The organism is Actinotalea ferrariae CF5-4 (assembly GCF_000603945.1).
GTDB lineage: Bacteria > Actinomycetota > Actinomycetes > Actinomycetales > Cellulomonadaceae > Actinotalea > Actinotalea ferrariae.
On record NZ_AXCW01000536.1, the window covers coordinates 1 to 796 of the forward strand.

At 21.0% G+C, this 796-nt stretch carries 1 protein-coding gene; it reads right to left on the reverse strand.

Annotation, left to right across the window (positions count from 1 at the left end; all coding sequences use genetic code 11):
• Nucleotides 1–170 precede the first annotated feature (170 nt).
• Nucleotides 171–500, reverse strand: a complete 330-nt coding sequence (locus N866_RS21205; RefSeq protein ID WP_155855526.1) for a hypothetical protein — start codon at nt 498–500, stop codon at nt 171–173.
• Nucleotides 501–796 lie beyond the last annotated feature (296 nt).

Genomic DNA, 796 nt, shown 5'->3' on the forward strand with positions numbered 1-796 from the left:
CGGTATTTCTTTTTCTAAAGTTTTAATAATAAAAGGTAATATAAAACAATATTTAGATTTATTTTTAAAATTATAAAACAAATCATTAATTTTTGAATAAATAAATTTATTAACACAATAACTAATATTAATTATTAGACTAATTAAATTTTTAATATATTTGATGTTCATTATTTTGTACTACTTTCTGCTTCATTATCTGCAGCTTTTTCATTATTAGTACTTTTATCTTTATTTTTATCTTTATCTTTATCTTTATCTTTATCTTTATCTTCTTCTTTATCATTATTTGAACCTGATCCAGAAGATTTCATTTTTTCAAGTCTTTCCCTTATACTTAATCCTTTATCAATAATATTAGTAGTCAGCACTCCACCAGTCAGAATTTTTAAACCTGTTGTTAGAGTGTTAGTACTTTTAGATTCAAATATTATTAATACTAATAAAGAAGAAATACTAAAACAAAAAATATAAAAAATGAAATTCTCAATAAGACTCATTTGTAAAAAATCTATAAAAAATAAATTATTAGAATTAAACATTAACATTAGTTTTTTTTTTCCACAGCATTTAGTAAAGGACTATCTCCTCTAAAGAGAAGAAAGAGAAGAAAGTAAACAAATCTCAAATTATTTTATCTAAAGAACTCTCAAATTATTTTATCTTTTCTAAAAAAATAACAAATAAATTCAAAAACCAAAAAAAATGAGAAATGAATTAAATTTAAGCAAATTTTTTCACAATTTCTCTTTCTTCAATAAACCCGTACACTAGCAAATAAAGTTGGACGAACTGC